The 23,947-nt window shown below is 70.0% G+C and carries 31 protein-coding genes and 1 pseudogene; 30 read left to right on the plus strand and 2 right to left on the minus strand.

Annotated elements, in window-relative coordinates; all coding sequences use genetic code 11:
* Window positions 1-15: 15 nt before the first annotated feature.
* From GC089_RS04540 to GC089_RS18360, 7 genes and pseudogenes are all read left to right on the plus strand, one after another.
* A complete protein-coding gene (locus GC089_RS04540; protein ID WP_155376651.1) occupies window positions 16-3,885 on the plus strand; it encodes a DNA-directed RNA polymerase subunit beta' in 3,870 nt (1,289 codons plus the stop codon).
* A 443-nt stretch (window positions 3,886-4,328) separates the two neighbouring features.
* A complete protein-coding gene (rpsL, locus tag GC089_RS04545; RefSeq protein WP_013117883.1) occupies window positions 4,329-4,697 on the plus strand; it encodes a 30S ribosomal protein S12 in 369 nt (122 codons plus the stop codon).
* 5 nt (window positions 4,698-4,702) lie between these two features.
* A complete protein-coding gene (gene rpsG / locus GC089_RS04550; RefSeq protein ID WP_155376652.1) occupies window positions 4,703-5,173 on the plus strand; it encodes a 30S ribosomal protein S7 in 471 nt (156 codons plus the stop codon).
* A 90-nt stretch (window positions 5,174-5,263) separates the two neighbouring features.
* Complete coding sequence (gene fusA / locus GC089_RS04555; RefSeq protein ID WP_155376653.1) at window positions 5,264-7,366, plus strand: elongation factor G; 2,103 nt, start codon at window positions 5,264-5,266, stop codon at window positions 7,364-7,366.
* 121 nt (window positions 7,367-7,487) lie between these two features.
* Window positions 7,488-8,681, plus strand: a complete 1,194-nt coding sequence (gene tuf / locus GC089_RS04560) for an elongation factor Tu (protein WP_155376654.1) — start codon at window positions 7,488-7,490, stop codon at window positions 8,679-8,681.
* Between the two features lie 325 nt (window positions 8,682-9,006).
* Window positions 9,007-9,537 (plus strand): annotated as a pseudogene (locus GC089_RS19910) (recombinase family protein); the annotation flags it as partial.
* Between the two features lie 398 nt (window positions 9,538-9,935).
* A complete protein-coding gene (locus tag GC089_RS18360) occupies window positions 9,936-10,391 on the plus strand; it encodes a hypothetical protein (RefSeq protein WP_230685058.1) in 456 nt (151 codons plus the stop codon).
* Between the two features lie 83 nt (window positions 10,392-10,474).
* On the opposite strand, the gene GC089_RS04575 is transcribed toward GC089_RS18360, so the two are convergent.
* Entirely contained in the window at window positions 10,475-10,879 is a 405-nt protein-coding gene (locus GC089_RS04575; protein WP_155376655.1) for a hypothetical protein, read from the minus strand.
* A 5-nt stretch (window positions 10,880-10,884) separates the two neighbouring features.
* Window positions 10,885-11,169 carry a PadR family transcriptional regulator gene (locus tag GC089_RS04580; RefSeq protein ID WP_196250825.1) on the minus strand — a complete coding sequence of 95 codons (285 nt, stop codon included), beginning with the start codon at window positions 11,167-11,169 and terminating at the stop codon, window positions 10,885-10,887.
* Window positions 11,170-11,575: 406 nt separating this feature from the next.
* Here GC089_RS04580 and rpsJ point away from each other — a divergent pair, with 406 nt between their 5' ends.
* From rpsJ to GC089_RS04695, 23 genes are all read left to right on the plus strand, one after another.
* Window positions 11,576-11,884: a 30S ribosomal protein S10 gene (gene rpsJ, locus GC089_RS04585; RefSeq protein WP_129336914.1), complete on the plus strand. Its 309-nt coding sequence runs from the start codon at window positions 11,576-11,578 to the stop codon at window positions 11,882-11,884.
* A gap of 23 nt (window positions 11,885-11,907) precedes the next feature.
* The gene (rplC, locus tag GC089_RS04590; RefSeq protein ID WP_155376657.1) at window positions 11,908-12,567 is read left to right on the plus strand and encodes a 50S ribosomal protein L3; all 660 of its coding nucleotides are present in this window, start codon (window positions 11,908-11,910) and stop codon (window positions 12,565-12,567) included.
* A gap of 5 nt (window positions 12,568-12,572) precedes the next feature.
* Window positions 12,573-13,262 (plus strand): 50S ribosomal protein L4, encoded by a 690-nt coding sequence (rplD, locus tag GC089_RS04595; protein WP_155376658.1) that lies wholly within the window; start codon window positions 12,573-12,575, stop codon window positions 13,260-13,262.
* The gene (rplW, locus tag GC089_RS04600; protein WP_136519174.1) at window positions 13,259-13,561 is read left to right on the plus strand and encodes a 50S ribosomal protein L23; all 303 of its coding nucleotides are present in this window, start codon (window positions 13,259-13,261) and stop codon (window positions 13,559-13,561) included. The genes rplD and rplW overlap by 4 nt, the downstream gene beginning before the upstream one ends.
* Window positions 13,562-13,584: 23 nt before the next feature.
* On the plus strand, window positions 13,585-14,421 hold the full coding sequence (gene rplB / locus GC089_RS04605) for a 50S ribosomal protein L2 (protein WP_136519175.1): 837 nt from the start codon (window positions 13,585-13,587) through the stop codon (window positions 14,419-14,421).
* A gap of 12 nt (window positions 14,422-14,433) precedes the next feature.
* Window positions 14,434-14,715: a 30S ribosomal protein S19 gene (gene rpsS / locus GC089_RS04610; RefSeq protein ID WP_136519176.1), complete on the plus strand. Its 282-nt coding sequence runs from the start codon at window positions 14,434-14,436 to the stop codon at window positions 14,713-14,715.
* A gap of 54 nt (window positions 14,716-14,769) precedes the next feature.
* Entirely contained in the window at window positions 14,770-15,147 is a 378-nt protein-coding gene (gene rplV / locus GC089_RS04615; RefSeq protein WP_135973041.1) for a 50S ribosomal protein L22, read from the plus strand.
* Window positions 15,147-15,974, plus strand: a complete 828-nt coding sequence (gene rpsC, locus GC089_RS04620) for a 30S ribosomal protein S3 (RefSeq protein WP_155376659.1) — start codon at window positions 15,147-15,149, stop codon at window positions 15,972-15,974. Before rplV ends, rpsC begins: the two co-directional genes overlap by 1 nt.
* A gap of 3 nt (window positions 15,975-15,977) precedes the next feature.
* Entirely contained in the window at window positions 15,978-16,394 is a 417-nt protein-coding gene (gene rplP, locus GC089_RS04625) for a 50S ribosomal protein L16 (protein WP_136519178.1), read from the plus strand.
* Window positions 16,394-16,630 carry a 50S ribosomal protein L29 gene (gene rpmC / locus GC089_RS04630; protein ID WP_155376660.1) on the plus strand — a complete coding sequence of 79 codons (237 nt, stop codon included), beginning with the start codon at window positions 16,394-16,396 and terminating at the stop codon, window positions 16,628-16,630. The genes rplP and rpmC overlap by 1 nt, the downstream gene beginning before the upstream one ends.
* Window positions 16,631-16,637: 7 nt before the next feature.
* Window positions 16,638-16,925 carry a 30S ribosomal protein S17 gene (gene rpsQ, locus GC089_RS04635; protein WP_155376661.1) on the plus strand — a complete coding sequence of 96 codons (288 nt, stop codon included), beginning with the start codon at window positions 16,638-16,640 and terminating at the stop codon, window positions 16,923-16,925.
* Between the two features lie 175 nt (window positions 16,926-17,100).
* Window positions 17,101-17,469 (plus strand): 50S ribosomal protein L14, encoded by a 369-nt coding sequence (gene rplN, locus GC089_RS04640; protein ID WP_013770175.1) that lies wholly within the window; start codon window positions 17,101-17,103, stop codon window positions 17,467-17,469.
* A gap of 2 nt (window positions 17,470-17,471) precedes the next feature.
* On the plus strand, window positions 17,472-17,813 hold the full coding sequence (gene rplX / locus GC089_RS04645) for a 50S ribosomal protein L24 (RefSeq protein ID WP_155376662.1): 342 nt from the start codon (window positions 17,472-17,474) through the stop codon (window positions 17,811-17,813).
* Window positions 17,813-18,385 (plus strand): 50S ribosomal protein L5, encoded by a 573-nt coding sequence (rplE, locus tag GC089_RS04650; RefSeq protein ID WP_155376663.1) that lies wholly within the window; start codon window positions 17,813-17,815, stop codon window positions 18,383-18,385. The genes rplX and rplE overlap by 1 nt, the downstream gene beginning before the upstream one ends.
* Window position 18,386: 1 nt before the next feature.
* Complete coding sequence (locus GC089_RS04655) at window positions 18,387-18,572, plus strand: type Z 30S ribosomal protein S14 (RefSeq protein WP_013770178.1); 186 nt, start codon at window positions 18,387-18,389, stop codon at window positions 18,570-18,572.
* A 75-nt stretch (window positions 18,573-18,647) separates the two neighbouring features.
* Entirely contained in the window at window positions 18,648-19,046 is a 399-nt protein-coding gene (rpsH, locus tag GC089_RS04660; protein WP_155376664.1) for a 30S ribosomal protein S8, read from the plus strand.
* A gap of 24 nt (window positions 19,047-19,070) precedes the next feature.
* The gene (gene rplF / locus GC089_RS04665) at window positions 19,071-19,610 is read left to right on the plus strand and encodes a 50S ribosomal protein L6 (protein WP_155376665.1); all 540 of its coding nucleotides are present in this window, start codon (window positions 19,071-19,073) and stop codon (window positions 19,608-19,610) included.
* A 3-nt stretch (window positions 19,611-19,613) separates the two neighbouring features.
* Window positions 19,614-19,985, plus strand: a complete 372-nt coding sequence (gene rplR / locus GC089_RS04670; protein ID WP_155376666.1) for a 50S ribosomal protein L18 — start codon at window positions 19,614-19,616, stop codon at window positions 19,983-19,985.
* A gap of 34 nt (window positions 19,986-20,019) precedes the next feature.
* A complete protein-coding gene (rpsE, locus tag GC089_RS04675; protein WP_155376667.1) occupies window positions 20,020-20,661 on the plus strand; it encodes a 30S ribosomal protein S5 in 642 nt (213 codons plus the stop codon).
* Window positions 20,661-20,843, plus strand: coding sequence for a 50S ribosomal protein L30 (rpmD, locus tag GC089_RS04680; RefSeq protein WP_013117860.1), 183 nt, complete (start codon window positions 20,661-20,663; stop codon window positions 20,841-20,843). Before rpsE ends, rpmD begins: the two co-directional genes overlap by 1 nt.
* Window positions 20,844-20,845: 2 nt before the next feature.
* The gene (rplO, locus tag GC089_RS04685) at window positions 20,846-21,529 is read left to right on the plus strand and encodes a 50S ribosomal protein L15 (RefSeq protein WP_155378935.1); all 684 of its coding nucleotides are present in this window, start codon (window positions 20,846-20,848) and stop codon (window positions 21,527-21,529) included.
* Window positions 21,530-22,069: 540 nt separating this feature from the next.
* Entirely contained in the window at window positions 22,070-23,368 is a 1,299-nt protein-coding gene (gene secY, locus GC089_RS04690; RefSeq protein ID WP_155376668.1) for a preprotein translocase subunit SecY, read from the plus strand.
* Complete coding sequence (locus GC089_RS04695; protein ID WP_155376669.1) at window positions 23,365-23,946, plus strand: adenylate kinase; 582 nt, start codon at window positions 23,365-23,367, stop codon at window positions 23,944-23,946. The genes secY and GC089_RS04695 overlap by 4 nt, the downstream gene beginning before the upstream one ends.
* Window position 23,947: the final 1 nt, after the last annotated feature.

Consider the following 23,947-nt stretch of genomic DNA (forward strand, 5'->3'; position numbering starts at 1 on the left):
AAGGAAGTAGGAACCTTGCTCGACGTCAACGTCTTCGACGAGCTGCGCATCGGCCTGGCCACGGCCGACGACATCCGTGCCTGGTCGCACGGCGAGGTGAAGAAGCCCGAGACCATCAACTACCGGACCCTGAAGCCGGAGAAGGACGGTCTCTTCTGCGAGAAGATCTTCGGTCCCACCCGGGACTGGGAGTGCTACTGCGGCAAGTACAAGCGTGTCCGCTTCAAGGGCATCATCTGCGAGCGCTGCGGCGTCGAGGTGACGCGCTCGAAGGTGCGCCGTGAGCGCATGGGGCACATCGAGCTGGCCGCCCCGGTCACGCACATCTGGTTCTTCAAGGGTGTGCCCAGCCGGCTCGGCTACCTGCTCGACCTGGCGCCGAAGGACCTGGAGAAGGTCATCTACTTCGCGGCCTACATGATCACGTGGGTCGACGAGGACGGCCGGGCCGAGGACCTCCCCAACCTCCAGAACGAGATCGACCTGGAGAAGAAGGAGATCGCGGACCGCCGCGACAACGACATCAACGCCCGCGCCCAGAAGCTCGAGGCCGACCTGGCCGAGCTCGAGGCCGAGGGCGCGAAGGCCGACGCCCGCCGCAAGGTGCGCGACTCCGCCGAGCGCGAGATGGCGCAGCTGCGCAAGCGTGCCGACGCGGAGCTCGACCGCCTCGAGCAGGTGTGGGACCGCTTCAAGAACCTCAAGGTCGCGGACCTCGAGGGCGACGAGATGCTGTACCGCCAGCTGCAGGACCGGTACGGCAACTACTTCGAGGGCTCGATGGGCGCCGCGGCGATCCAGAAGCGCCTCGAGGCGTTCGACCTGGAGGCCGAGGCCGAGGCGCTGCGCGAGACGATCCGCTCGGGCAAGGGCCAGCGCAAGACGCGTGCCCTCAAGCGCCTGAAGGTCGTCAACGCGTTCCTCACGACGAACAACTCGCCGACCGGCATGGTCCTCGACGCGGTCCCGGTCATCCCGCCGGACCTGCGCCCGATGGTCCAGCTCGACGGTGGCCGCTTCGCCACGTCGGACCTCAACGACCTGTACCGCCGCGTCATCAACCGGAACAACCGCCTCAAGCGGCTCCTGGACCTGGGCGCGCCGGAGATCATCGTCAACAACGAGAAGCGGATGCTCCAGGAGGCCGTGGACTCGCTGTTCGACAACGGCCGCCGCGGCCGCCCGGTCACGGGCCCCGGCAACCGTCCGCTGAAGTCGATCTCCGACATGCTCAAGGGCAAGCAGGGCCGGTTCCGCCAGAACCTGCTCGGCAAGCGCGTCGACTACTCGGGCCGTTCGGTCATCGTCGTCGGCCCGCAGCTCAAGCTGCACCAGTGCGGCCTGCCCAAGCAGATGGCGCTCGAGCTGTTCAAGCCGTTCGTCATGAAGCGGCTGGTCGACCTCAACCACGCGCAGAACATCAAGTCCGCCAAGCGCATGGTCGAGCGCGCCCGCCCGGTCGTGTGGGACGTGCTCGAGGAGGTCATCACCGAGCACCCGGTGCTGCTGAACCGTGCGCCCACGCTGCACCGTCTGGGCATCCAGGCGTTCGAGCCGCAGCTGGTCGAGGGCAAGGCCATCCACCTGCACCCGCTCGTCTGCGCCGCGTTCAACGCGGACTTCGACGGTGACCAGATGGCCGTGCACCTGCCGCTGTCGGCGGAGGCGCAGGCCGAGGCCCGCATCCTCATGCTGTCGAGCAACAACATCCTCAAGCCGTCGGACGGCCGTCCGGTGACCATGCCCTCGCAGGACATGATCATCGGCCTGTACCACCTGACGAGCGACAAGGAGGACGCGCTCGGCGCGGGCCGCGCGTTCAGCTCGGTCTCCGAGGCGATCATGGCGTTCGACCAGGGCACCCTGGACCTGAACGCCGTGGTGAAGATCCGCTTCGACGACCTCGTGCTCGGTGAGGACGAGGCGCCCGAGGGCTGGGAGCCGGGTCAGACGCTGCTGTTCGAGACGACCCTCGGCCGTGCGCTCTTCAACGAGCTCCTGCCGGTGGACTACCCGTACGAGAACGGCGTCGTCGACAAGAAGCGCCTGTCGGTCATCGTCAACGACCTGGCCGAGCGGTACCCGAAGGTCGAGGTCGCCGCGTCGCTCGACGCCCTGAAGGAGGCCGGCTTCCGCTGGGCCACCCGCTCGGGCGTCACGATCGCCATCTCGGACGTCGCCACGCCGGCGGCCAAGAAGGAGATCCTCGAGGAGCACGAGGCGAAGGCCGCCAAGGTGCAGGGCCAGTACGACAAGGGCCTCATCACCGACGACGAGCGTCGCCAGGAGCTCATCGAGATCTGGACGAACGCCACCGACAAGGTCGCGAAGGCGATGCAGGCCAACTTCCCGGCCCGCAACACCGTCTTCCGCATGGTCGGCTCGGGTGCGCGAGGCAACTGGATGCAGGTCCGCCAGATCGCGGGCATGCGTGGTCTCGTCGCCAACCCGAAGGGCGAGATCATCCCGCGGCCGATCAAGGCGAACTACCGCGAGGGCCTGTCCGTCCTCGAGTACTTCATCGCGACGCACGGCGCCCGCAAGGGTCTGGCGGACACCGCTCTGCGGACCGCCGACTCGGGCTACCTCACGCGTCGTCTGGTGGACGTCTCGCAGGACGTCATCGTCCGCGAGGAGGACTGCGGCACCGAGCGCGGCCTGACCATGCCGATCGGCGTGGCGACCGCGGACGGCACGCTGCGCCGGCACGACAAGGTGGAGACGTCCGTGTACTCGCGGACGCTCGCCACGGACGTGTCGATCGGCGACGAGGTCATCGGCCGCGCCGGTGACGACGTCGGCGACGTCCTGCTCGACCGGCTGCTCGAGGCGGGCGTCACGGAGCTCAAGATCCGCTCCGTGCTCACCTGCGAGTCGCGCGTCGGCACGTGCGCCAAGTGCTACGGCCGCTCGCTCGCGACCGGCAAGCTCGTCGACATCGGTGAGGCCGTCGGCATCATCGCGGCCCAGTCGATCGGTGAGCCCGGCACCCAGCTGACGATGCGCACGTTCCACACCGGTGGTGTGGCCTCGGCGGACGACATCACGCAGGGTCTGCCGCGTGTCCAGGAGCTCTTCGAGGCCCGTACCCCCAAGGGTGAGGCGCCGATCGCGGAGTTCTCGGGCCGGGTGTCGATCGAGGAGGGTGACCGCTCGCGGCGCATCGTCCTGACGCCGGACGACGGCTCGGAGGAGATCGCGTACCCGATCACGAAGCGCTCGCGCCTGCTCGTGCAGGACGGCGACCACGTCGCGGTCGGCACGCAGCTCGTCCAGGGTGCGGTGGACCCGAAGAAGGTCCTGCGCATCCTCGGCCCGCGTGCGACGCAGAAGCACCTGGTGGACGAGGTCCAGGAGGTCTACCGCTCGCAGGGCGTGGACATCCACGACAAGCACATCGAGGTCATCGTGCGGCAGATGCTGCGCCGCGTGACGGTCCTCGACTCGGGCGAGACGGACCTGCTGCCCGGCGAGCTCGCCGAGCGCGGCCGCTTCGAGGACGCGAACCGCAAGGCCGTGTCCGAGGGTGGCCAGCCGGCCTCGGGTCGTCCGGAGCTCATGGGCATCACGAAGGCGTCGCTCGCGACCGACTCGTGGCTCTCCGCCGCCTCCTTCCAGGAGACGACGAAGGTGCTCACCGAGGCCGCGATGTCGAGCCGGTCGGACCCGCTGCTGGGCCTGAAGGAGAACGTCATCCTCGGCAAGCTCATCCCGGCGGGTACGGGCCTGGCCCGCTACCGCAACGTCGAGGTGGAGGCGACCGAGGAGGCGAAGGCCGAGCTGTACCCGGCCTTCGGCTACGACGAGATCGACTTCCCCGCCCTGGGCCTCGGCTCGGGCGAGGCGATCCCGCTCGAGGACATCGACTTCGGCGACTACCGCTGACGTCCGTCCTCACGTGCTCGACCCCCGAGGGGCCCGTCGGTTCGCCGGCGGGCCCCTCGGGCCGTCCCGGGGGCGCGACGGCTGCCCCGACGCCCCGCCGCTCCCCGCCGGGACGTGGCCCGGGTCTCTTTGACGCCCCCCGGTGCGCCAGGTAACGTTGGACACCGTGCCCGCGCCGTCGGGCCCTTGTGCGTGCACTCGACCGACCGTCCTCAGGACCCGGTCGCAGCGGCACCGGGTGGTGGTCCCCCTCCCGTTCGGTCCGGCCTCGCAGGCCGTTCACCGCACGGGGGAGAGGGTCGACACGCCCGGGCGCGGGGGTCGGTGCGGGACGTAAGACCGACCGGGGTAGTCGTGCGACGGGCGACGATCCGGGCCAAGCCGGCCGTCCTGGGTGACGGGTGCCGGTCAGACCAGAGAACACCGAACAGTTCGGAGACGTAGTGCCTACGATCCAGCAGCTGGTCCGCAAGGGCCGGCAGGCGAAGACGAACAAGTCGAAGACGCCTGCCCTCAAGGGCTCCCCCCAGCGTCGCGGTGTCTGCACCCGCGTGTACACGACCACCCCGAAGAAGCCGAACTCCGCGCTGCGCAAGGTCGCGCGTGTCCGCCTCTCGTCGGGCATCGAGGTCACGGCCTACATCCCGGGCGTCGGCCACAACCTGCAGGAGCACTCCATCGTGCTCGTCCGCGGCGGTCGTGTGAAGGACCTCCCGGGTGTCCGCTACAAGATCGTGCGCGGCGCGCTCGACACGCAGGGCGTGAAGAACCGCAAGCAGGCGCGCAGCCGCTACGGCGCGAAGAAGGGCTGAGTCGAATGCCTCGCAAGGGTCCCGCCCCCCGTCGGCCGCTCGTCGTCGACCCGGTCTACGGCTCGCCGGTCGTCACGCAGCTCATCAACAAGGTCCTCCTCGACGGCAAGAAGACCGTCGCGGAGTCGATCGTGTACGGCGCCCTCGAGGGCGTCCGCGAGAAGACGCAGTCCGACCCGGTCGTCGTGCTCAAGCGCGCGCTGGACAACGTGCGTCCCGCGATCGAGGTCAAGTCCCGCCGCGTCGGCGGTGCGACCTACCAGGTCCCGGTCGAGGTCCGTCCCGTCCGGGCGACCACGCTGGCGCTGCGCTGGCTCACCGACTTCTCGCGCGCCCGTCGCGAGAAGACGATGACCGAGCGCCTCATGAACGAGATCCTCGACGCCTCCAACGGCCTCGGTGCCGCGGTCAAGCGCCGTGAGGACATGCACAAGATGGCCGAGTCCAACCGGGCCTTCGCGCACTACCGCTGGTGACCTTCGGCCCGACGCCGCGGGCCGCCCGCTCGGGTGCCCGCGGCGTCGGGGCCGGCACCGATCAACAGCCAACCGACAAGGGGCTATCACGTGGCACTGGACGTGCTGACCGACCTCACGAAGGTCCGCAACATCGGCATCATGGCGCACATCGATGCCGGCAAGACCACCACCACCGAGCGGATCCTGTTCTACACCGGGGTCAACTACAAGATCGGTGAGACGCACGACGGTGCGTCGACGATGGACTGGATGGAGCAGGAGCAGGAGCGCGGCATCACGATCACGTCCGCCGCGACGACCTGCTACTGGAAGAACAACCAGATCAACATCATCGACACCCCCGGGCACGTCGACTTCACGGTCGAGGTGGAGCGCTCGCTGCGTGTGCTCGACGGTGCCGTCGCCGTCTTCGACGGCAAGGAGGGCGTCGAGCCCCAGTCCGAGACGGTGTGGCGCCAGGCCGACAAGTACGACGTGCCGCGCATCTGCTTCGTCAACAAGATGGACAAGCTCGGTGCGGACTTCTACTTCACGGTCGACACGATCGTGAACCGCCTCAAGGCCAAGCCGCTGGTCATCCAGCTGCCGATCGGTTCCGAGAACGACTTCATCGGCGTCGTCGACCTGGTCGAGATGCGCGCCCTCGTGTGGCGCGGCGAGACCGCGCTGGGCGAGAAGTACGAGGTCGAGGACATCCCGGCCGACCTGGCCGAGCGTGCCGAGGAGTACCGCAACCAGCTCATCGAGGCCGTCGCCGAGACGGACGAGGAGCTGCTCGAGAAGTACCTCGGGGGCGAGGAGCTGACGACGGCCGAGATCAAGGCCGGCATCCGCAAGCTCACGATCGCCTCGGAGGCCTACCCGGTCCTGTGCGGCTCGGCGTTCAAGAACAAGGGCGTGCAGCCCATGCTCGACGCCGTCATCGAGTACCTCCCGTCGCCGCTCGACGTCCCGGCCGTCCAGGGCCACGACGTCAAGGACGAGTCGATCGCCGTCGAGCGCCACTCCGACGCGTCGGAGCCGTTCTCGGCCCTGGCGTTCAAGGTCGCCGCGCACCCGTTCTTCGGCAAGCTGACCTACGTCCGCGTCTACTCGGGCAAGGTCGAGCAGGGCGCCCAGGTGCTCAACTCGACCAAGGGGAAGAAGGAGCGCATCGGGAAGCTCTTCCAGATGCACTCCAACAAGGAGAACCCCGTCCCCGAGGCGCAGGCCGGGCACATCTACGCGTTCATCGGGCTCAAGGACGTCACCACCGGTGACACCCTGTGCGACCAGGCCGCGCCGGTCGTGCTCGAGTCGATGACCTTCCCGGAGCCCGTCATCGACGTGGCCATCGAGCCGAAGACGAAGGGTGACCAGGAGAAGCTCTCCACGGCCATCCAGAAGCTCGCCGAGGAGGACCCGACCTTCCGCGTCCGCCTGGACGAGGAGACCGGCCAGACCGTCATCGGCGGCATGGGCGAGCTCCACCTCGACATCCTCGTGGACCGCATGCGCCGCGAGTTCAAGGTCGAGGCGAACGTCGGCAAGCCGCAGGTGGCGTACCGCGAGACCATCCGCCGCAAGGTGGACAAGGTCGAGTACGTGCACAAGAAGCAGACGGGTGGCTCGGGCCAGTACGCGAAGGTCCAGGTGACCTTCGAGCCGCTGGAGGCCGGCGAGGGCGAGCTCTACGAGTTCGAGAACGCCGTCACCGGTGGGCGCATCCCGCGCGAGTACATCCCGTCGGTGGACGCCGGCATCCAGAGCGCGATGCAGCTCGGCGTGCTCGCGGGCTTCCCGCTCGTGGGCATCAAGGCGACGCTCATCGACGGCGCCTACCACGAGGTCGACTCGTCCGAGATGGCGTTCAAGATCGCCGGCTCGATGGTCCTCAAGGAGGCCGTCCGCAAGGCCGACCCGGCCCTGCTCGAGCCGATCATGGCCGTCGAGGTGCGCACGCCCGAGGACTACATGGGCGACGTCATCGGTGACCTCAACTCGCGTCGCGGCATGATCCAGTCGATGGAGGACGCGACGGGCGTGAAGGTCATCCGCGCCCAGGTGCCGCTCTCCGAGATGTTCGGCTACGTCGGCGACCTCCGGTCGAAGACGCAGGGCCGTGCCGTGTACTCGATGCAGTTCGACAGCTACGCCGAGGTTCCTCGGAACGTTGCCGACGAGATCATCAAGAAGACCCGGGGCGAGTAGTCCCACAGGTCGAACCCCGCAGTACCAGCAACACATCCGACCCGTAGGACCGCACGCCGAGCAGGTACCGTCAGGTGGCTGCCGTCGGGCAATCTCTACCAAGTCCTGAGGAGGACACCCAGTGGGCAAGGCGAAGTTCGAGCGGACCAAGCCGCACGTCAACATCGGGACCATCGGTCACGTCGACCACGGCAAGACGACGCTGACCGCCGCGATCTCGAAGGTGCTGCACGACAAGTACCCGGACCTGAACCCCTTCACGCCGTTCGACGAGATCGACAAGGCGCCGGAGGAGAAGCAGCGCGGTATCACGATCAACATCGCGCACGTCGAGTACCAGACGGAGAAGCGCCACTACGCGCACGTCGACGCGCCGGGTCACGCCGACTACATCAAGAACATGATCACGGGTGCGGCGCAGATGGACGGCGCCATCCTCGTGGTCGCCGCGACGGACGGCCCGATGGCCCAGACGCGTGAGCACGTCCTGCTCGCCCGTCAGGTCGGCGTGCCCTACCTGCTCGTGGCGCTCAACAAGGCCGACATGGTCGACGACGAGGAGATCCTCGAGCTCGTCGAGATGGAGGTCCGCGAGCTGCTGTCGTCGCAGGGCTTCGACGGCGACAACGCGCCGGTCGTGCGCGTCTCCGGCCTGAAGGCCCTCGAGGGCGACCCGCAGTGGGTCAAGTCCGTCGAGGACCTGCTGGACGCGGTCGACGAGAACGTGCCGGACCCGGTGCGTGACATCGACAAGCCGTTCCTCATGCCGATCGAGGACGTCTTCACGATCACCGGTCGTGGCACCGTCGTCACCGGCCGTGTCGAGCGCGGTCAGCTCAAGGTGAACGAGGAGGTGGAGATCGTCGGCATCAAGGAGAAGGCGATCAAGACCACCGTCACCGGTGTCGAGATGTTCCGCAAGCTCCTCGACTACGCCGAGGCCGGCGAGAACGTCGGTCTGCTCCTGCGCGGCACCAAGCGCGAGGAGGTCGAGCGTGGCCAGGTCGTCGTGAAGCCGGGTTCGATCACGCCGCACACCGAGTTCGAGGGCCAGGTCTACATCCTGGCCAAGGACGAGGGCGGCCGTCACAACCCGTTCTACGGCAACTACCGTCCGCAGTTCTACTTCCGGACGACGGACGTCACCGGCGTCATCACGCTGCCCGAGGGCACCGAGATGGTCATGCCCGGTGACAACACCGAGATCCACGTGAACCTCATCCAGCCCATCGCCATGGAGGAGGGCCTCGGCTTCGCCATCCGCGAGGGTGGCCGCACCGTCGGCTCGGGCCGGGTCACGAAGATCATCAAGTGATCACCGCCCCTCGGGGCTGATCGCGACGCAGGGCCCGGGAGCTTCGGCTCCCGGGCCCTGCTGCGTCTTCCCGGGCCGCCGGAACCCGGGCGCTGCCGCGTCGCCGTGCCCTGCCGCGGTCGCGGGGCGGCGGCACCCGCCCCGCACGGCGGCGTCAGCGGCGTGCGTGCGGCGGGCCTGTCGGACTGCGGCGGACCTCCGTAGGCTCGGTCCACGTGCACACGCGGCCCGGGGACCGGGGCGCGCGCCGGCCGACGTGGGCTCGCCCGCGTGCCGGCGACAGGGGGCTGGTGCTCGAGGGGGCGACGTGGTTGTCGTGGGGTACGTGCGTGTCGAGACGTCGGAGCAGGAGGCGGCGAGCGAGCTCGCGGAGCTCCGGCGGGCCGGCGCGGAGCTGGTCTTCGTCGACCACGTCGGCACCGGGCCGGGGCCGTCGCAGTGGGACGTGTGCCTCGAGCGCCTCCGCGCCGGCGACACCTTCCTCGTGTGGCGCCTCGACCGTGCGGTCAGCTCGGTGGCCGGTGCGCTGCGGGTCGTGACGGACCTGCACGACCGGGGCGTGCACCTGAGGTCGCTGTGCGAGCCGGAGATCGACACGGCCGCGTCGCACGGGCCGTCGCTGGTCGCTTTCGCCGCCTCGCTGTCGGCCCTGCACGTGGCACGGGTGCGGGCGCGCTCACGCGCCGGGCAGGAGGCCGCACGGCGTGAGGGCCGCCGGCCCGGCCGACCGACGGTCATGTCGCCCGAGCGGCTCGTCGCGGCGCGCGCGCTGAGGGCGGCCGGGCAGAGCCACACGGCGATCGCGCGCGCACTCGGTGTGAGCCCCTCGTCCGTGGGACGGGCGTTGGCCAGGGACGAGGGCGGGCCCGGGCGCGTCCCGCCATGCGAGACGCGGCAGGCGAGACGGAGACGGCGAGCGTGTGACGTGGCTCACAGTCGCGGCGCCTGCTCGCTCGACGCGGCGGCGGCCGGTCCGCCAGGCTGTCGCGCCCCGCAACGCACAGTTGTGACGTGCTGCCGCCCGAGCACTCCGACGCCCCGGACGTGCCGTGGGGCCGCGGCCCGCAGAACCGTCGGTCACAACCTCCGCCCCGCAACCGCGGCACACGGTTTGCGGGGCGCGGGCGGCGGGACCCCCGTTGGCCGCAGCCCGTCCGGGTCGTCCCGGGCACCCCTTCCGCCCCGCGTGCGGCGCCTGGTCGGCTGTCGTCGGGTCGGTGACCACCGGCCGTCGGACCAGCCCAGGAGGAACGCATGTCCGTTCGTCGCAAGATCGCCGCAGGAGTCCTCGCCGCCAGCCTCGGCTCCGGCATCGGCATCAGCTCCGCCCTGCCGGCGACGGCCGCGTCGGCGCCGACCGCGTCGGTCGCCGTCTCGTCGGTCAGCACCTCGGGCACGACCGCGCCGGTGCCGCTGCCGGCCCGGTCCGCGGTCGGTCTGACGCCCGGTTCCGGCATCGCCGCCCCCGGTGGCACCGCCGCGACGCCGAACGTCCCGATCTGGATCCGCGTGGCGGTGCAGGCCGCGCTCCAGGTCATCAAGTCGCGGTCGATCACGACGTACCGCCAGATCATCGCCTACGTGGAGCGTGGCCGGACGGCCTTCGTGTCGTGGTGGAACACGAGCGTCCCGACCTGGGTGAAGGGGCTTCTCGGCGGGATCAGCGGCAACGCGATCTACGACGCCATCAAGTGGATCCTCGGCCTCTGAGCCGCGTCCGGAACGCCGCGGCGGCCGTCGCCGGTCCCTCGGGCCGGCGGCGGCCGCCGCCGTGTCGCGCGGGCCGCCGACGCTCAGGCGTCGGGGGCGGGCGTGCGGCGGCGCACCGGGCGCGACGCGCGCACCAGGTGCAGCACGAAGGCCACGAGCAGCCCCAGCAGCAGGATCCCGAGCGCGGGGAGCAGCACCACCTGGTCCATGCCGTCCGTCCGCTCCCACGTCCCGGTGGCGTAGAGGGCGAGGGCGACGACGACCCACAGCAGCGCGGCGCCCGCGGCGAGCGCGGCCGGCAGCCCGCGGCGGCGGCGCGACGTCCCGGCGGGGAAGCGCGCGGCGTACTGCTCCGCGGTGCCGAAGTAGGCGACGGGGTCGCCACCGGTCGCGAGGTACTCGTCGACCTCCGCGACGATGTCCGCCACCTCCTGCTCGGGCACGTCCCGCAGCCGCAGGTGGAAGGCCAGGTCCTGGGTGTAGCTCATGGTCGTCACTCCGGGAGTCCGAGGCGGGAGACCTGCTCCAGCAGGTCCGACGCGGTGCGGCGGTCGTGGGCGAGGCGCTCCGCGCCGAGGTCGGTGAGGCGGAAGACCTTGCGGGCGGGACCGGGGCCGCTCACGTCCCAGGCGGACTCGACGAGCCCGTCCTTCTCGAGCGACCGCAGGAGCGGGTAGACGGTGCCCCCGTTGGCGCCGACGACGCCCGCCGCGCGCAGGTCCGCGATCAACGCGTACCCGTGGCTCGGTGCGCGCGCCAGGAGCGCGAGCGCGAGCACGGGGTCAGTGCCCGGCGCAGGCCCTCGGTGGTGTCGGTCGCCGCCATGTCTCGATCGTCGTCCGATATACCTCGAACGTCAACCTAGATGGGCGAGCGAGCAATCCTCCGGCCGGGCCAGAGCCGGGTGCAGGAGAGGCGTCCGTCACGGTGGTTGGCCTTCCGGCCCCATGTCTGGCAGACTGTCGGGGTTGCCCGCTAGGGGTGTGCGTTCGCGCGCGCCTCGGCCAGGGCGACCAGACGTGGCGGTTCCGCCGGCCCCGGGGTTCGACCCCGGCGGTGCGGGCCCGCAGCCACGACCCCCGTCCCGGGAACGGTACGCAGCGCGGAGGCGTGTCGCGGAGAGCGACACGCCCGAGTGCGGGGGTCGGACGGACCGGTATCGAGAGAGAGAAGTAGACGACGCCATGGCGGGACAGAAGATCCGCATCCGGCTCAAGTCCTACGACCACGAGGTCATCGACAGCTCGGCGCGCAAGATCGTCGACACGGTGACTCGCGCTGGTGCGTCGGTCGTGGGCCCGGTGCCGCTCCCGACGGAGAAGAACGTCTTCGTCGTGATCCGGTCGCCCCACAAGTACAAGGACAGCCGCGAGCACTTCGAGATGCGCACGCACAAGCGGCTCATCGACATCATCGATCCCACGCCGAAGGCGGTCGACTCGCTCATGCGTCTCGACCTGCCCGCGGACGTGAACATCGAGATCAAGCTCTGACGCTGGGAAGGGACTGATCTTTCATGGCTACCCAGCAGAACGCGCGCCCCGTCACGGCGGTGCTCGGCACGAAGCTCGGCATGACCCAGGTCTGGGACGAGGCGGGTCGCCTCGTGCCGGTGACCGTCGTCGCCGTCGGGCCGAACGTCGTGACGCAGGTGCGCTCCGCTGAGACCGACGGCTACTCCGCGGTGCAGCTGGCCCACGGCCAGATCGACCCGCGCAAGGTGACCAAGCCGCTCAAGGGTCACTTCGAGAAGGCGGGGGTCACCCCTCGTCGGCACGTGACCGAGGTGCGCACGTCGAACGCGGCCGAGTACACGCTCGGCCAGGAGATCACCGCCGCGGTGTTCGAGGCCGGCCAGGTCGTCGACGTCGTCGGCACCACCAAGGGCAAGGGCACCGCCGGTGTCATGAAGCGTCACGGCTTCGCCGGCGTCGGCGCCTCCCACGGTGCGCACCGCAACCACCGCAAGCCGGGCTCGATCGGTGGCGCCTCGACGCCGTCGCGCGTGTTCAAGGGCCTGCGGATGGCCGGTCGGATGGGCGTCGCCCGTCAGACCACCCAGAACCTGACCGTGCACGCGGTCGACGCCGAGAAGGGTCTGCTGCTCGTCAAGGGCGCCGTCCCGGGCCCCAAGGGCGGCGTCGTTCTCGTGCGTTCCGCTGTGAAGGGTGCGTGACCTCGATGAGCGACACGCTGACCGTCGACGTCCTCGACGAGAAGGGCAAGAAGGCCGGCTCGGCCGAGCTGCCCGGTGACGTCTTCGACGCCCCGACGAACGTCCCGCTGATCCACCAGGTCGTCGTGGCCCAGCTCGCCGCCGCGCGGCAGGGCACCCACGACACGAAGAACCGTGGTGAGGTCCGTGGCGGCGGCAAGAAGCCGTACAAGCAGAAGGGCACCGGCCGCGCCCGTCAGGGCTCGACCCGCGCCCCGCAGTTCGCGGGTGGTGGCACGGTCCACGGGCCGACCCCGCGCGACTACAGCCAGCGGACCCCGAAGAAGATGAAGGCCGCGGCGCTCCGCGGTGCTCTCTCGGACCGCGCGCGCGCCGGGCGCGTCCACGTCGTGACGGGCTTCGCGCCCGGTCAGGTCCCGTCGACCAAGGCCGCTCTCGCGGTGCTCGGCAACCTGTCCGGCCGCAAGAACGTCCTCGTGGTCGTCGAGCGCCAGGACGAGATCACCTGGAAGTCGCTGCGCAACGTCGAGCGGGTCCACCTGCTCGTCGCCGACCAGCTCAACACCTACGACGTCCTCATCTCGGACGACGTGGTCTTCACGCAGGGCGCGCTCGACGCGTTCCTCGCCGGCCCCGCCAAGGGTGCCAAGGCTGTGGCCACCGAGTCCGAGGCGGCCCAGGAGGAGACGAAGTGACCGCCGTCGGCAAGGACCCGCGCGACATCCTGATCGCGCCGGTCGTCTCCGAGAAGAGCTACGGCCTGCTCGACGAGGGCAAGTACACGTTCCTCGTCGACCCGCGCGCCAACAAGACCGAGATCAAGATCGCCGTCGAGCAGGTCTTCGGCGTCAAGGTCGACTCGGTCAACACCGCGAACCGCCAGGGCAAGGCCCGCCGGACCCGTTTCGGCATCGGCCGCCGCAAGGCCACGAAGCGTGCGATCGTCACCCTCCGCGAGGGGTCGATCGACATCTTCGGCGGACCGGTCGGCTGAGGCCCGGAAGGATCTGAGGACTCATGGGAATCCGTAAGTACAAGCCGACGACGCCGGGCCGTCGTGGCTCGTCGGTCGCCGACTTCGTCGAGATCACGCGCTCCACGCCGGAGAAGTCGCTGGTCCGCCCGCTGCACAAGACGGGTGGCCGCAACTCCACCGGTCGCGTCACGACCCGCCACCAGGGTGGCGGCCACAAGCGTGCGTACCGCGTCATCGACTTCCGTCGTCACGACAAGGACGGCGTGCCGGCCAAGGTCGCGCACATCGAGTACGACCCGAACCGCACCGCGCGCATCGCGCTGCTGCACTACGCGGACGGCGAGAAGCGCTACATCATCGCGCCGAACAAGCTGTCGCAGGGCGACGTCGTCGAGGCCGGTCCCGGCGCCGACATCAAGCCCGGCAACAACCTGCCGCTGCGCAACATCCCCACGGGTACGGTCATCCACGCCATCGAGCTCCGCCCCGGTGGCGGCGCGAAGATCGCGCGCTCGGCCGGCGCCTCGGTGCAGCTCGTCGCGAAGGACGGCCCGTACGCGCAGCTGCGCATGCCGTCCGGCGAGATCCGCAACGTCGACCTGCGCTGCCGCGCGACGGTCGGCGAGGTCGGCAACGCCGAGCAGTCGAACATCAACTGGGGCAAGGCCGGCCGCATGCGCTGGAAGGGCAAGCGCCCGACCGTCCGCGGTGTCGCCATGAACCCGATCGACCACCCGCACGGTGGTGGTGAGGGCAAGACCTCCGGCGGTCGCCACCCGGTGAGCCCGTGGGGTCAGCCCGAGGGTCGTACCCGTCGTCCGAACAAGCCGAGCGACAAGCTCATCGTGCGCCGTCGGCGCACCGGCAAGAAGCGCTGATAGGAGCCCGAGATGCCTCGCAGCCTCAAGAAGGGCCCGTTCGTCGACGACCACCTGCAGAAGAAGGTCGACGCGCAGAACGAGGCCGGCACGAAGAACGTCATCAAGACGTGGTCGCGTCGCTCGATGATCACGCCGGACTTCCTCGGCCACACCTTCGCGGTCCACGACGGCCGCAAGCACACGCCCGTGTTCGTGACGGAGTCGATGGTCGGGCACAAGCTCGGCGAGTTCGCCCCCACGCGGACGTTCCGCGGCCACGAGAAGGACGACCGGAAGGGCCGTCGCCGCTGACCCCGGTCAGCCTGGTGACGCCCTGACGGCAGAGAACAAGAAGGCAGGACAGCGATGGAAGCCAAGGCGAAGGCGCGGTTCGTCCGCGTCACGCCCCAGAAGGCCCGCCGCGTCGTGGACCTCATCCGTGGCAAGCAGGCGGCCGAGGCCGTGGCGGTGCTGAAGTTCGCGCCGCAGGCCGCGGCGGAGCCCGTCCTCAAGACGGTGCAGTCCGCGGTCGCGAACGCGGTCGAGGGGGCCAAGCGCAACAGCGAGCGGCTCGACGAGACGAACCTCTACATCTCCGAGGTCTTCGTCGACGAGGGTCCGACGCTCAAGCGGTTCCGGCCCCGCGCGCAGGGTCGCGCGGGCCGCATCCTCAAGCGCACGAGCCACATCACGGTCGTGGTGGCCGAGCGCGAGACGACGAGCACGAAGGGACGGGCCCGCTAGTGGGACAGAAGGTCAACCCGCTCGGGTACCGCCTGGGCATCACGACGGACCACCGCTCGCGCTGGTTCGCCGACTCGACGAAGCCGGGTCAGCGCTACCGCGACTACGTCCGCGAGGACGTGCAGATCCGGAAGCTCATGTCGACGGGCCTCGAGCGCGCCGGCATCGCGAAGGTCGAGATCGAGCGCACGCGTGACCGCGTCCGCGTCGACATCCACACCGCCCGCCCGGGCATCGTCATCGGGCGTCGTGGCGCGGAGGCCGACCGCATCCGCGGCGAGCTCGAGAAGCTCACGGGCAAGCAGGTCCAGCTGAACATCCTCGAGGTCAAGAACGCCGAGATCGAGGCCCAGCTGGTCGCCCAGGGCATCGCCGAGCAGCTCGCGAGCCGCGTCTCGTTCCGCCGTGCGATGCGCAAGGGCATCCAGTCCGCGCAGCGGGCCGGTGCCAAGGGCATCCGCGTGCAGGTCTCGGGCCGCCTCGGCGGCGCCGAGATGAGCCGCACGGAGTTCTACCGCGAGGGTCGTGTGCCGCTGCACACGCTGCGCGCGAACATCGACTACGGCTTCTTCGAGGCCCGGACGACCTTCGGCCGCATCGGCGTGAAGGTCTGGGTCTACAAGGGTGACGTCACCGAGCGCGAGTGGGCGCAGCAGCAGGCCACCCAGGCCCCGCGTCCGTCGCGTGGTCCGCGTGGCGACCGCGGCGACCGCGGTCCGCGTGGTGGCGGTCGTCGCACCGAGCGCCAGGACGCGCCCGCCCCGGCCGCCGAGCAGTCGGCGCCCGCGGCGCAGCCCGCGTCCACCGAGTCCGGAACGGAGGCCTGAGCCGTGCTGATCCCGCGCCGGCTGAAGCACCGCAAGCAGCACCACCCGAAGCGCTCCGGCGCCTCGACGGGTGGCACCCAGATCTCGTTCGGCGAGTACGGCATCCAGGCCCTCGAGCCTGCGTACGTCACGAACCGGCAGATCGAGGCTGCGCGTATCGCCATGACCCGCCACATCAAGCGTGGTGGGAAGGTCTGGATCAACATCTACCCGGACCGTCCCCTCACGAAGAAGCCCGCCGAGACCCGCATGGGCTCCGGCAAGGGCTCGCCCGAGTGGTGGATCGCCAACGTCAAGCCCGGCCGAGTGATGTTCGAGCTCGCCGGTGTCCCGGAGCCGCTGGCCCGCGAGGCCATGCGCCGTGCGATGCACAAGCTCCCGATGAAGACGCGTTTCATCGTGCGCGAGGGGGGTAACTGATGGCCATCGGTACCAAGGGTCTGGCTCCCGACGAGCTCGACACCTTCGACGACGAGAAGCTGGTCGCCGAGCTGAAGAAGGCGAAGGAGGAGCTGTTCAACCTCCGCTTCCAGTCGGCGACGGGTCAGCTCGAGAGCCACGGCCGCCTCAAGGCCGTCCGTCGTGACATCGCGCGCATCTACACGATCCTGCGCGAGCGCGAGCTCGGCATCCGTACCGCCCCGAGCGCGGAGTGAGGCCCTGATGACTAAGCACGAGCACACGACCGCGACGACCGAGCACCGGGCATACCGCAAGACCCGGCGTGGTTACGTGGTGAGCGACAAGATGGACAAGACGGTCGTCGTCGAGGTCGAGGACCGCGTCAAGCACCCGCTGTACGGCAAGGTCATCCGCCGTACGAGCAAGGTCAAGGCGCACGACGAGCAGAACAGCGCCGGCATCGGCGACCTGGTCGAGATCATGGAGACCCGGCCGCTGTCCGCCACGAAGCGCTGGCGGATCGTCGAGATCCTCGAGAAGGCCAAGTAGGACCCGTTCCCGGACCTGCGGGTCCGGCACGCACGACAGTTGCCCGCGACGCGGGCGTGCCCCTCGGGGCCGCCCGCGTCGTGTGCACCACGGCAACCATCCGTTCGGCCAGGCTCGGCGGCCGCCCTCGCGGGCTGCCCGGCCGAGAACCCGCCAGACGACAGGAGAGAGCTAGATGATCCAGCAGGAGTCGCGACTGCGTGTCGCCGACAACACGGGTGCCAAGGAGATCCTCTGCATCCGTGTGCTCGGCGGCTCCGGCCGTCGCTACGCCGGTATCGGCGACGTCATCGTCGCCACCGTCAAGGACGCGATCCCCGGCGGCAACGTCAAGAAGGGCGACGTCGTCAAGGCGGTCGTCGTGCGCACCCGCAAGGAGCGCCGGCGCCCCGACGGCTCGTACATCAAGTTCGACGAGAACGCCGCGGTGATCCTCAAGAACGACGGCGAGCCGCGCGGCACCCGCATCTTCGGCCCTGTGGGTCGCGAGCTGCGCGACAAGAAGTTCATGAAGATCATCTCGCTGGCGCCGGAGGTGCTCTGACCATGGCGAAGATCAAGAAGGGCGACCTCGTCGTCGTCATCTCGGGCCGCGACAAGGGCCAGCAGGGGCGCGTCCTCGAGGTGCTGCCGGAGACGCAGCGCGTCGTCGTCGAGGGCGTCCAGCGCGTGCAGAAGCACACGAAGGCCGGCCAGACCTCGCGCGGCACCCGCACGGGCGGCATCGAGACCGTCGAGGCCCCCATCCACATCAGCAACGTGATGCTGGTGGACCCGGAGACCAAGAAGGGCACCCGGGTCGGCTACCGCACCGAGCAGGTCGAGCGCGACGGGCGCACGCGCACCGTGCGCGTCCGCGTCGCCAAGCGCTCCGGTAAGGACATCTGATGACCGAGACCACGATCGAGGCCCCGGCCCAGCCGCGCCTCAAGACGCGCTACAACGACGAGATCAAGCCGGCGCTGTTCGAGCAGTTCTCGCACGAGAACATCAACCAGGTCGCGCGGCTGGTCAAGGTCGTCGTCAACATGGGCGTCGGCGAGGCCGCGAAGGACTCCAAGCTCATCGAGGGCGCGATCCGCGACCTGACCCAGATCACGGGCCAGAAGCCCCAGGTCACCAAGGCCCGCAAGTCCATCGCGCAGTTCAAGCTGCGCGAGGGCATGCCGATCGGCGCGCACGTCACGCTGCGCGGCGACCGTGCCTGGGAGTTCCTGGACCGCCTGCTGTCGATCGCGCTGCCGCGCATCCGCGACTTCCGCGGCCTGTCGGCCGACCAGTTCGACGGGCACGGCAACTACACCTTCGGCCTCGTGGAGCAGTCCGTGTTCCACGAGATCGACCAGGACAAGATCGACCGGGTCCGCGGCATGGACATCACCATCGTCACGACCGCCACCACGGACGACGAGGGGCGCGCGTTCCTCAAGCTCCTCGGCTTCCCGTTCAAGGAGAACTGACATGGCGAAGACCGCCCTCATCAACAAGGCGGCCGCGAAGCCGAAGTTCGCGGTCCGTGCCTACACGCGCTGCCAGCGGTGCGGTCGCCCGCACTCGGTGTACCGCAAGTTCGGCCTGTGCCGGATCTGCGTGCGGGAGATGGCCCACCGCGGCGAGCTCCCCGGCGTGACCAAGAGCAGCTGGTAAGTACCACCGGACGTCGGTAGGTCCGCGCCCCCGCGAGGGGGCGCGGATACCCCGGCGAGAAAGGGCTGACGCCCGATGACCATGACCGACCCGATCGCAGACTTCCTGACGCGTCTGCGCAACGCGAACTCGGCGCACCACGACACGGTGACGATCCCGTTCTCGAAGCTCAAGAGCCACATCGCCGAGATCCTGCAGGCCGAGGGCTACATCTCGGGCTGGACCGTCGAGGACGCCCCCGTGGGCAAGAACCTGACGATCACCCTGAAGTACGGCCCCAACCGCGAGCGTGCGCTCGCCGGCGTCAAGCGCGTGTCCAAGCCGGGCATGCGCGTGTACGCCAAGTCGACCAACCTGCCGAAGGTGCTCGGCGGCCTGGGCGTGGCGATCCTGTCCACGTCCTCCGGCCTGCTGACCGACAAGCAGGCCCAGAAGAAGGGTGTGGGCGGGGAAGTCCTCGCCTACGTCTGGTAAGCCCGAGACGAGAGGAGAACAGCCATGTCCCGAATCGGCAGGATCCCCGTCCCGGTGCCGACCGGTGTCGACGTGACGATCGACGGCCAGCTCGTGACGGTGAAGGGCGCCAAGGGCACCCTCACCCACACCGTCCCCGCCCCGCTGGCGGTGGACCGTGACGAGGCCGGCGCACTCGTGGTGACGCGTCCCGACGACGAGCGCCTCTCGCGCTCGCTGCACGGCCTGACCCGCACGCTGCTGGCCAACCTGGTCACGGGCGTGACGGAGGGCTACACGAAGAAGCTCGAGATCGTCGGCACGGGTTACCGCGTCACGGCGAAGGGCGACACCCTCGAGTTCGCGCTCGGCTTCAGCCACCCCGTCGTCGTGGAGCCCCCCGCGGGCATCACGTTCGCCGTCGAGACCCCGACGAAGTTCTCGGTCCAGGGCATCGACAAGCAGCAGGTGGGCGAGGTCGCCGCGAACATCCGCAAGATCCGCAAGCCCGAGCCGTACAAGGGCAAGGGCGTGCGCTACGCGGGCGAGAACGTGCGCCGCAAGGTCGGAAAGGCTGGGAAGTAAGCCATGGCGATCAGCATCAAGGGCAAGGGCAAGTCCATCGCCCGTCGCCGTCGGCACCTGCGCCTGCGCAAGAAGGTCGTCGGCACCGCCGCCCGTCCGCGCCTGGTCGTGACGCGCTCCGCGCGGCACATCACCGCCCAGGTCGTCGACGACGGCATCGGCCAGACGGTGGCGTCGGCCTCGACGCTCGAGGCGGACCTGCGCGGGGCCGAGGGCGACAAGACCGCGAAGGCGCGCAAGGTCGGCGAGCTCGTCGCCGCCCGTGCGAAGGCGGCCGGCGTCGAGTCGGTCGTGTTCGACCGCGGCGGCAACAAGTACCACGGCCGTGTGGCCGCGGTCGCCGACGGCGCCCGTGAGGGCGGTCTGGCCCTGTGACGACGAACTCCGCATCGAAGAAGAGGACTTTCTGATGGCTGCTCCTCAGCGCAGCAACACCGGTGCCGGCGGCACCGGCGGCGACCGCCGGGACGGCGGCCGTCGTGACGGCGGGCGGCGCGGAGACGCCGCCGAGAAGAGCGCGTTCGTCGAGCGCGTCGTGACGATCAACCGTGTCGCCAAGGTCGTCAAGGGCGGCCGCCGCTTCAGCTTCACCGCGCTCGTCGTGGTGGGCGACGGTGACGGCACGGTCGGCGTCGGCTACGGCAAGGCCAAGGAGGTGCCCGCGGCGATCGCCAAGGGTGTCGAGGAGGCGAAGAAGAACTTCTTCCGCGTCCCGCGCATCCAGGGCACCATCCCGCACCCCGTCCAGGGCGAGAAGGCCGCGGGTGTCGTGTTCCTGCGCCCCGCGTCGCCGGGTACCGGTGTGATCGCCGGCGGTCCGGTGCGTGCGGTGCTCGAGTGCGCCGGCATCCACGACGTGCTCAGCAAGTCGCTCGGGTCGTCCAACGCGATCAACATCGTGCACGCCACGGTCGAGGCCCTGCGCTCCCTCGAGGAGCCCGAGGCCGTCGCCGCCCGTCGTGGGCTGGCGCTCGACCACGTGGCCCCGGCGCAGCTCCTGCGGGCGCAGGCCGAGGGTCGCGCGGCGGCTGCCGCGAAGGTGGGTGCGTGATGGCTCGTCTCAAGGTGACCCAGACCCGGTCCGCCATCGGCGGCAAGCAGAACCAGCGCGACACGCTGCGCACCCTGGGCCTGAAGCGGATCGGCGACGTCGTCGTCAAGGAGGACCGCCCCGAGATCCGCGGCATGGTCAAGACGGTGACGCACCTCGTCGCGGTCGAGGAGGTCGAGTGACCATGGCCGACGACAAGAAGAAGGCCGACGACACGGCCGTGGAGTCGACGGAGGAGGCCCCCAAGGCCGCCGCCAGGAAGACCCCGGCGAAGAAGGCCCCGGCGAAGGCCGCGGCGACCGAGGCCGCTGCGGCCGAGGAGAAGCCGAAGGCGACCCGCAAGCCGGCCGCCGCGAAGGCGGACGCCGCCGCGGCGGAGGCCCCGAAGGCCGCCGCCAAGGGCAGCAGCACGACCGAGGGCGCCGGCGGCACGCTCAAGGTGCACCACCTGCGTCCGGCTCCCGGTGCCAAGACCGCCAAGACCCGTGTGGGTCGTGGTGAGGCGTCGAAGGGCAAGACGGCGGGTCGTGGCACCAAGGGCACCAAGGCCCGCTACCAGGTGCCCGAGGCGTTCGAGGGCGGGCAGATGCCGATGCACATGCGTCTGCCGAAGCTCCGCGGCTTCAAGAACCCGTTCCGCGTCGAGTACCAGGTCGTCAACCTGGACCGCATCTCGGCGCTGTACCCGCAGGGCGGCGACGTCACCGTCGCGGACCTGGTCGCCAAGGGTGCGGTCCGCAAGGGCCGCCCCGTCAAGGTGCTCGGCACCGGCGAGCTGACCGTCAAGGTCGCCGTGGCGGTCGACGCGTACTCCGCGTCCGCCAAGGAGAAGATCGAGGCGGCCGGCGGGAGCGTCGCGCAGGGCTGACGCCACGCGCGGTCCGCACGGACCCGTCCACGAGAGCGGGCGGTCCCGGGAGAGATCCCGGGGCCGCCCGCTCTCGTGCTGCCCGGGGCGTCCGGCGGTGTCCCGCCCCGTCGTCCCGCGCTGTCCTGGGACCGTCCCGCCGGGTCGTCCCGTCGAGCCGTACGTGCGGCTGTCCTGCGCGCGTCCCGTACGGCCGTCCCCCGTCGGACCGCCGCCCGACAGAGCAGCGGAGGTGTGGGCGGCGCCGCGGTACGGACGCGGCCGGACGCCGGCGGCAGGCTCGTGCGGTCAGCGGGTGGGTCTCCCACGGCGGACGGGAGCCGTCAGGACGGCCCGCGCCGGGTATCGTCGGGGGCGCTCCGCGACGGTGACGTGGCGGCGCCGGCCGGGTACGGGGCCGTCATGGGTGCCGCCACCGCACGTCCCGACCCGGCCGCATGCCGGGCTCGCTGGACGTACGGGGTAGTCTGGCGCGCGGTCTTCGCCGCAGCGCGGCGGCAACGGGTCGGTCGTGCCGACCTCATCCCAGCAGGAGGACAGGTGCTCAGCGCATTCGCACGGGCGTTCCGGACGCCCGACCTGCGGCGCAAGCTGCTCTTCACCATCGGCATCGTCGTGGTGTTCCGCATCGGTTCGTTCCTGCCGACGCCCGGCGTCAGCTACCCGAACGTCCAGGCGTGCATCGACCAGACCGCGGACGCCAACGACCTGCTGGGGCTGGTGAACCTGCTCAGCGGCGGGGCGCTCCTGCAGCTGTCGGTGTTCTCGCTCGGGATCATGCCGTACATCACCGCGAGCATCATCATCCAGCTGCTGCGGGTCGTGATCCCGAAGTTCGAGGAGCTGCACAAGGAGGGGCAGTCGGGCACCGCGAAGCTCACGCAGTACACGCGGTACCTGACCATCGGCCTCGCCGTCCTGCAGTCGACGACGATCATCACCTTCGCGCGCAGCGGCAACCTGTTCACCGGCTGCACCGTCGACGTCATCCCCGACGACTCCTGGGTGACGCTGCTCATCATGGTCATCGCCATGACGGCCGGTACCGGCCTCGTCATGTGGCTGGGCGAGCTGATCACCGAGCGCGGCGTCGGCAACGGCATGTCGCTGCTCATCTTCGTCTCGATCGCCGCGAGCTTCCCGAGCGCCATGTGGTCCATCGCGGGCGGCGCCGGCGGCATCGGCAAGTTCATCGTGGTGATGGCGATCATCGTGCTCGTCATCGGCCTGGTCGTCTTCGTCGAGCAGTCGCAGCGTCGCATCCCGGTGCAGTACGCCAAGCGCATGGTCGGCCGCCGCATGTACGGCGGGTCGAGCACCTACATCCCGATCAAGATCAACATGGCCGGCATCATCCCGGTGATCTTCGCGTCGTCGCTGCTCGCCATCCCGGCGCTCATCGCGCAGTTCGGTGACCCCACGGCCGGCTGGGTGCAGTGGATCAGCCTGTACGTGGCGGACCCCGAGGCGCCGCTGCACATCGGGATCTACATCCTGCTGATCATCTTCTTCTGCTACTTCTACACGGCGATCACGTTCAACCCGGACGAGGTCGCGGACAACATGAAGAAGTACGGCGGCTTCATCCCCGGCATCCGCGCCGGGCGTCCGACGGCCGAGTACCTCGACTACGTCATCACGCGCATCACCGCACCGGGCTCGATCTACCTGGCGCTCGTCGCGCTCATCCCGACGATCGCGTTCATCGTCCTCGACGTCGGCAACAACATCCCGTTCGGCGGCGCCTCGATCCTCATCGTGGTCGGCGTCGGCCTCGAGACGGTGAAGCAGATCGAGTCCCAGCTGCAGCAGCGTCACTACGAAGGGTTCCTCCGTTGACCGCACGTCTCGTCCTGCTGGGCCCGCCCGGAGCGGGCAAGGGCACGCAGGCCATCCGCCTGGCCGAGAGCCTCGGTGTCCCGGCGATCTCGACCGGCGACATCTTCCGCGAGAACATCCGGAACGGCACCGAGCTGGGCCGTCAGGTCCAGGACATCACCGCCTCGGGTGCGCTGGTCCCGGACGAGCTCACGAACGAGCTCGTGCGCGACCGCCTGGCGCAGGCGGACGCCGCCGAGGGCTTCCTGCTCGACGGGTACCCGCGCAACGTGGCCCAGGTCGGCGCGCTCGACGAGATCCTCGCGGCCGCGGGCGCGGGGGTCGACGCGGCGGTCGAGCTGACCGTGGACCCGCAGGTGGTCGTCGACCGACTGACCCGCCGCGCCGCCATCGAGGGCCGGGCGGACGACACCGAGGACGTCATCCGGCACCGTCTCGACGTGTACGCGGAGCAGACCGCCCCGATCTCGCAGGTGTACGCCGCGCGCGGCCTGCTCGTGCAGGTCGACGGTCTCGGTGACGTCGACGAGGTCACGCAGCGCCTGCTCGACGCGCTGCGGGTCGTCCGCCCCGCCTGAC

Source organism: Cellulomonas sp. JZ18 (assembly GCF_009720485.1).
Classification (GTDB): Bacteria; Actinomycetota; Actinomycetes; order Actinomycetales; family Cellulomonadaceae; genus Cellulomonas.